Origin of the sequence: Piscibacillus halophilus, from assembly GCF_900110685.1 — a bacterium.
GTDB lineage: Bacteria > Bacillota > Bacilli > Bacillales > Alkalibacillaceae > Piscibacillus > Piscibacillus halophilus.
Genome location: NZ_FOES01000066.1, coordinates 1 through 7,349, shown reverse-complemented (window position 1 = coordinate 7,349; position 7,349 = coordinate 1). Strand labels below are relative to the sequence as shown.

Here is a 7,349-nt window from a genome sequence, read left to right as displayed (position 1 = left end):
GCGTTTTCTCGATCTCGTGGCACCTGAAGGTCTTGGATGCGACCGTATTTCGTATCCAATTGACGACCGTAACTGCCGTTCTTATAGTTTTTTAGCTCAGGATTTTCTTCGAAAAATTGATTCATTTCTTCCTTCATAATTGTTTCTAGCTTCTCTTGGACGAAAGAGCGGACTAATTCGTCCAGTTGATTTTCGAGGTTGTTTTGTCCTATACTTGTAAACATGAGGTAGGGCATCTCCTTTCATGAGTTGATTTCGTTGTTTACTCTGAGGATACCCTGCCTCTTTTTTTGTCTTCAAGAGTTTTACACAAACTATTGTACGTCATCTTTTAAAAAGTAATAATTTTATCAAATCTTGGTAATTCTTCGTATATACATTCTTAAATATTGAGTCATTTATTGTATGCCACCCCACATTATTCAAAAGGCAGTCATCAAGTTGATATTCTGTTGATGACAGTTAAGACTACCCAGTAATGTTAAAAGGGTTATAAAACGACAATGTTTTGTGTTTTATCTCTTATTTTAAACCTTGGTATTTATTGAGCAGTTGATCAAGCTTATGGCTTAAATCAATTGTATTAGGGTGATTTAAACCTAATTTCATGCCAGCTTCAAGCATTTCTTGTCTAACTGATTCAATTTTTAGGGTCAAATTTTCCTGGGTTTTTGTAGACATATATACGAAGTACACCTCCCTTCTTTATGGGGTGACACATTTTGTCATTATCATAGTTTTTTAGATAAAAACCAATCATTTTGATGTAATACAGAAAAATTTGTTTACAATTGTAAAAGTGTGACTAGAACGATTGGCAAACTTCGATTTTATATGTGATTTAAAAGTATTTCCGGCCATATTAAAGGCACTTTCGTAGATACATAAATTCAATGTTTTTTAATCGAGATATAATTATTGATTCTGACTTTGTTGTGCTAATATGATAATAGCGATGGTTCTAGATGAATTGGAGGGGTTGAGGATGATCATTAAACGTGCAGAAAATGCAAAAGGTGTTATCGTAGCTATACACGGTGCATTTGAGCATTCAGGGCGTTACGAATGGTTATTTGATCGATTTAATTATTTTGGTTTCCATGTTGTTGCTGGAGATTTACCTGGCCAAGGTAAGACAAAAGGTAAAAGAGGCCACATACGTTCTTTTACAGAATATATCGTCACCGTATTATCTTGGATCGATGAAGCGAAAAAATTTGATTTACCTGTCTTCTTATTTGGTCATAGTATGGGTGGATTAACAGCTATTCGAACGGTTCAACAACATAAAACAGAAGTGTCAGGTATTATTTTATCTTCTCCAGCGTTAGGCATGAAAAATGGATTAGCTCGTCCAGTTTATTATGCATCCAAATTATTAAATCTCGCGACTCCATCTTTGCGGTTTAGTACCAATATTAGAACGAATATAGCAACAAGGAATGAAGGGTATAATGCTCATGATGTATCGGACCCTCTACATATAAGGAAAGTGTCTGTTCGATGGTATCATGAGTTTGAAAAAGCAATATCGGCAGCTTTTAAGGAGATGGACGAATATCCAAACATTCCAACATTATTACTCCAAGGTGGAGTTGATCATTTAGTGGAGGTTGAGGCGGTTAAAGAATGGTTTAATGGAATTGACACATATGAAAAAACAATAAAAATATATGACGGCCTTTACCATGAAATTTTAAATGAACCAGAACGTGAAACCGTACTTGAAGAAGTTATAACTTTTATGGAGAAGCATCTAAAATAGGATAAAGTGTAGGAGGGTTCAGGTTGACACTAAGTGTCCCAAAGACGTTACCGACATTACTTTTAACATGTTATAAAAATATCTTTCCCGAAGTAAGAAAGCAGTTAGCTAAATGGGAAGCTTTTTCTGAACGCATACCAAATGATGAATTAAGAGTACAGGCTAAAGCGAGCATTGGAAGTAAAACATTCCACTGTGAAGGTGGGGCGATTTACGCAACACTGGCTGAAGAAAGCTGGAAAGATGCTATTAAATTTATCGTTGCTTATCAAACGATTAGTGATTACTTAGATAATTTGTGTGACCGTAGTACATCGATGGACCCAGATGATTTTAGGCGTCTTCATGATTCCATGTTACATGCGATCTCAAATGATTCAATTTCAAATGATGAAAATTATTACGAGTTAAGAGATGATCAAGATGATGGTGGTTATCTACAATCACTCGTTGAAACCTGTCAATCTGTTGTCCAATCGATTCCTAACTATGAACGAATTTATCCCTCTATCAAACGTCTAGCTCAACTTTATATTGATTTACAAGTTCATAAGCATGTTAGCCTTGATGAGCGAGTGCCAAGGTTAACGACATGGTTTGAAAAAGAGAATGAACATGACTTTATTTTATGGAATGAATTTTCTGCTGTAACGGGTTCAACAATCGGGATTTTTTCCATTGTTTCATATGGATTAAATGGACTGAATTATAGCGGACAAATTATGAAAGCTTATTTTCCTTACATGCAAGGGCTACATATTTTGTTAGATTATTACATTGACCAACAAGAAGATCAAGAAGAAGGAGATTTGAATTTCTGTCATTATTATGGAGATGAACATAAAACAATTGAACGGCTTAAGTTCTTTATTAATGGTAGTCGGAAATCTACGAGAGGATTACCTGATTCAGCTTTTCACCAATTGATTGTTTCAGGATTAGTTGGTTTGTATTTATCTGATTTTAAAGCAGACGAATTAAAATCAGGTGAGGAATATAAAAAGGAGCTGCTTCGACATAGTGGGCTTAGTGCGAAATGGATTTACTTAAACGGACGAGCTTACCGAAAGTGGAAGAAGAAAAAAGGATTAGGGGAATAATAGGCAAGTGTTAAACAAACCTTGCCTATTTTTTATAAAGTGCAACCACGAATGGAGCTTTGTCACTTCGGTTTACCATGCGATATTGAGCGATGTCTGCTCGTTTAGCTGGAAAACTTTTTAGAAATGTGATGAGCTTTTCCTTCTCAATTCGACCTTCTTCATGTCCCGGGTAAACGACAATGACAATATAACGCTCGGGCTTTAATAAAGAAAAAATTTGGTTAATCGCTTCAATTGTTGTATAACTACTAGTTGTGACAGAATGATCGCTACCAGGTAGAAATCCTAAGTTAAAAATACAACCGTCAATTTCGTGAATGCCTCTTTTGGTTAGTTGGTCTTTCGCGTTTTCATGTCCGGTTAAAATGGATGTCACATTATGTATCCCCTGTTCATTAAAAAGCTTATAAGATTGATCGATGGCTTCTTGTTGGACATCAAATGAATACACGTTACCATGTTCACCGACTATTCGACTTAAAAAGAGGCTGTCGTGGCCATTACCTAGGGTAGCGTCCACCACAACGGAGCCTTTTGTGACCGACTGTGATAATAGATCATGTGCGAATGGGATGATTTGTTTCATGTTCATCTTCCTTTAATGTTTGATTCTTTATTATAATATCATGGTTAATTGGTTAATAATATTGATAAAAATATAGTTGACAATTACTTCCCCTTTGCATAAAATATGTATTAAATTAAAAAAGAACGACGTTGATGAAGGAGTAGTAAAAAGCTCTGTAAGCTTTTCAGAGAGGTAGCGGTTGGTGCGAGCTATCCTTACAACTTTTGAACTCGCCTTCGCAGTTGTACATCCGAACTAAAGTAAGATGTGCCGATTCATCCGCGTTAAGGAATTCAAGTGAGTACTTTGATAAGTACTAATTTGGGTGGTACCACGGGTAAACTCTCGTCCCAACTTATGTTGGGGTGGGAGTTTTTTTAGTTTATATAGAAAGTGGAATCTATTTTATTAGGAGGAGTTATTATGGCGTACGATCATCAGAGTATTGAACAGAAATGGCAAACGTATTGGGAAAACCATAAAACGTTTAAATCCAATACCGAAACCGATAAACCAAAATTTTATGCGTTAGATATGTTCCCGTATCCATCAGGAGCAGGGTTACACGTAGGACATCCTGAAGGATATACAGCAACCGATATCGTTTCACGTATGAAGCGAATGCAAGGCTATGAAGTGTTGCATCCAATGGGGTGGGATGCATTTGGTTTACCAGCTGAACAATATGCGATTGATACTGGAAACAGTCCAGCAGAATTTACGAACCAAAACATCGCAACCTTCAAACGACAAATTAAATCACTTGGCTTTTCATATGATTGGGACCGAGAGATTAACACGACTGATCCGAAATATTACAAATGGACTCAGTGGATTTTTGTCAAAATGTATGAAAAAGGCCTCGCATATATGGATGAAGTAGCGGTTAACTGGTGTCCAGCACTTGGGACCGTACTTGCGAACGAAGAAGTGATTGATGGAAAAAGTGAACGAGGAGGACATCCAGTTGTTCGTAAACCGATGCGTCAATGGGTCCTTAAAATTACAGAGTATGCAGACCGCCTACTAGAAGATTTAGAAGAATTGGATTGGCCAGAAAGCCTAAAAGATATGCAGCGCAACTGGATTGGTAAGTCAGAAGGTGCTGAGATTACATTCCAAATAGCTGATACTGAACATACATTTAAAGCCTTTACGACTCGCCCTGATACCATCTTTGGGGCAACGTATGCGGTATTATCACCTGAACATCCATTAGTCAATGTCATTACAACGGATGAGCAGCGCCCTTCAGTTGAAAATTATATCAATGAAGTACAGACGAAAAGTGAACTTGAACGTACTGATTTAGCAAAAGATAAAACGGGTGTATTCACGGGAGCATACGCAGTTAACCCAGCTAATGGAGAAAAAATGCCAATTTGGATAGCTGATTACGTCCTTATGTCTTATGGTACTGGAGCCATTATGGCTGTACCTGCACATGATGAGCGTGACTATGAATTCGCGAAGAAGTTTGAGCTTCCAATTGTAGAAGTTGTATCGGGTGGAGACATTGATAAAGAAGCTTATACAGAAGATGGGCCACATGTAAACTCTGACTTCTTAAACGGCCTTAACAAAGATGAAGCAATTGAAAAAGCAATTGACTGGTTTGAAGAAAATGGTCACGGCGTTCGTCAAACCACTTATCGTCTACGTGACTGGTTATTTAGTCGTCAACGTTACTGGGGTGAACCCATTCCAATTGTTCATTGGGAAGATGGCACGATGTCCCCACTTGATGAAAGCGAATTGCCATTAGAACTACCTGAGACTGATCAAATTAAACCATCTGGAACAGGTGAATCACCCCTTGCGAATATTCCAGAGTGGCTAGAATATACCGATCCGAAAACAGGTAAAAAAGGTCGACTTGAAACAAACACGATGCCTCAATGGGCAGGAAGCTGTTGGTACTATTTACGATATATCGATCCAGACAATGATGACATGCTAGCCGATCCAGAAAAATTGAAAAAGTGGCTCCCAGTCGACCTTTACATCGGTGGAGCAGAGCATGCGGTTCTTCATTTACTCTATGCTCGCTTTTGGCACAAAGTCCTTTATGACTTAGGCGTTGTACCGACAAAAGAACCATTCCAAAAACTCTTTAACCAAGGCATGATTCTTGGTGAAGGTAATGAAAAAATGAGTAAATCAAAAGGGAATGTTGTAAACCCAGATGATATCATTGACTCACATGGTGCTGATACGCTACGTCTATATGAAATGTTTATGGGACCATTAGATGCCTCTGTTGCTTGGAGTACTAATGGTTTGGATGGAGCGCGACGTTTTCTAGACCGTGTTTGGAGACTATATGTAGATGATGATCATAAATTATCGCCACGAATTAAAGACGAATCCAATCAAAATCTTGAGAAGGTTTACCATGAAACAGTTAAGAAAGTAACCGAAGACTTTGAGCAACTACACTTTAATACCGGAATCTCTCAAATGATGGTGTTCGTTAATGAGTGTTATAAGAATGATGTTGTACCTCGTGATTATGCTGAAGGTTTCATTAAATTACTCTCACCAGTTGCACCGCATATTGCAGAAGAGATTTGGTCACTTCTTGGTCATGATGGCACAATAGCTTATGAAGCATGGCCAACATATGATGAATCTAAACTCGTAGAAGATCAAGTAGAAATCGTTCTACAAGTTATGGGTAAAGTACGAGGCCGTGCACAAGTACCGAAAGAAGCATCGAAAGAAGAACTTGAAGAATTAGCTCTAAATGATGAACGTGTTCAAGAATGGGTTGAAGGAAAAACCATTAGAAAAGTTATCGTTGTTCCAGGAAAATTAGTCAACATTGTAGCTAATTAATAATATATTTAAATAAACTATATTAACGTCCTCAAACGAAATCGTTTGGGGGCGTTTTGTTTTAGTTTTTCTGAATTGACAGATGTTTAAATACTTATATAAGATGGGAATATAATTGAAGAAAGCGAGGGAATAAGTTATGAGTGACGAAATTAATGAAATTACCCCAGAAGAATTAGAACAAGAACTTAACTCAGGAAAATATGAAATCGTTGACGTACGAGAAGATGATGAAGTAGCAAATGGTATGATTCCAGGAGCTACACATATTGCATTAAACACAATTCCAGAAAGAATAGATGAACTAAACAAAGATAAAGAGTATGTAATGGTTTGTCGATCAGGACGTCGCAGCTATAATGCATCACTTTATCTACAAGAACAAGGTTACAAGGTTCATAACCTAAAAGGCGGAATGCTTGAATGGACAGGTGAAGTGATTGCTTAATTATTAAGCGAATATTACTTTTAATGACCGCTATAACGGCAAGTAATATAATTAAATAAAAAAATATCGAATTAACCATTGACTTATGATTGCATGCATATTATTATATTACTTGTCGCTTTTGAAGCGGCAAACAAAATCAGTTAACAAATATATTGACTTCTATCATCAAAATATGATATATTTATTGTTACTGACAGATATGGAAGACAAACTTAATTAAACTTTTACAAAAAAGTTGTCGACATTACTTTTGCTTCCGTGTTAAATTATTAAAGTCGCATTTTTGAGGCGACAGACATTTGAACCTTGAAAACTAAACAAAATAGCCTGTAGTCAATTTCTTATTTCTTTCTGGATTGGCGGAAGGAAATGAACGACATTAGCCAATCAAACTACTTTTATGGAGAGTTTGATCCTGGCTCAGGACGAACGCTGGCGGCGTGCCTAATACATGCAAGTCGAGCGCGGGAAGCAAACTGAATCCTTCGGGAGGACGTTTGTGGAACGAGCGGCGGACGGGTGAGTAACACGTGGGCAACCTGCCTGTAAGACTGGGATAACTCCGGGAAACCGGGGCTAATACCGGATAACTCATCGGATCGCATGATCCGAGGTTGAAAGATG

Annotated in this window: 7 protein-coding genes, 1 rRNA gene and 1 other annotated feature; of the genes, 5 read left to right on the top strand and 3 right to left on the bottom strand. The window is 37.4% G+C overall.

Translation table 11 applies throughout. The annotated features are described in order from the left end of the window. Positions 1 to 224: transposase (locus BMY57_RS15475; protein ID WP_143063859.1), on the bottom strand; the 224-nt coding region annotated here is incomplete at its 3' end. Between the two features lie 298 nt (positions 225 to 522). Further along, positions 523 to 681, bottom strand: coding sequence for an aspartyl-phosphate phosphatase Spo0E family protein (locus BMY57_RS15470; RefSeq protein WP_091776252.1), 159 nt, complete (start codon positions 679 to 681; stop codon positions 523 to 525). Between the two features lie 304 nt (positions 682 to 985). Here BMY57_RS15470 and BMY57_RS15465 point away from each other — a divergent pair, with 304 nt between their 5' ends. Beyond that, positions 986 to 1,765 carry an alpha/beta hydrolase gene (locus BMY57_RS15465; protein ID WP_091776249.1) on the top strand — a complete coding sequence of 260 codons (780 nt, stop codon included), beginning with the start codon at positions 986 to 988 and terminating at the stop codon, positions 1,763 to 1,765. Positions 1,766 to 1,788: 23 nt separating this feature from the next. After that, positions 1,789 to 2,865, top strand: coding sequence for a tetraprenyl-beta-curcumene synthase family protein (locus BMY57_RS15460; protein ID WP_091776247.1), 1,077 nt, complete (start codon positions 1,789 to 1,791; stop codon positions 2,863 to 2,865). Between the two features lie 25 nt (positions 2,866 to 2,890). On the opposite strand, the gene mnmM is transcribed toward BMY57_RS15460, so the two are convergent. Further along, positions 2,891 to 3,454, bottom strand: coding sequence for a tRNA 5-(aminomethyl)-2-thiouridylate-methyltransferase MnmM (mnmM, locus tag BMY57_RS15455; RefSeq protein WP_177176407.1), 564 nt, complete (start codon positions 3,452 to 3,454; stop codon positions 2,891 to 2,893). 122 nt (positions 3,455 to 3,576) lie between these two features. Then, positions 3,577 to 3,792, top strand: a binding site (T-box leader). 67 nt (positions 3,793 to 3,859) lie between these two features. Between mnmM and leuS the strand changes: the two genes are divergently transcribed. The 3 genes from leuS to BMY57_RS15440 all read left to right on the top strand — a co-directional run. Beyond that, the gene (leuS, locus tag BMY57_RS15450; RefSeq protein WP_091776241.1) at positions 3,860 to 6,274 is read left to right on the top strand and encodes a leucine--tRNA ligase; all 2,415 of its coding nucleotides are present in this window, start codon (positions 3,860 to 3,862) and stop codon (positions 6,272 to 6,274) included. A 139-nt stretch (positions 6,275 to 6,413) separates the two neighbouring features. Then, complete coding sequence (locus BMY57_RS15445; RefSeq protein ID WP_091776239.1) at positions 6,414 to 6,722, top strand: rhodanese-like domain-containing protein; 309 nt, start codon at positions 6,414 to 6,416, stop codon at positions 6,720 to 6,722. A 400-nt stretch (positions 6,723 to 7,122) separates the two neighbouring features. Next, positions 7,123 to 7,349: ribosomal RNA gene (locus BMY57_RS15440) — 16S ribosomal RNA — on the top strand; the annotation flags it as partial.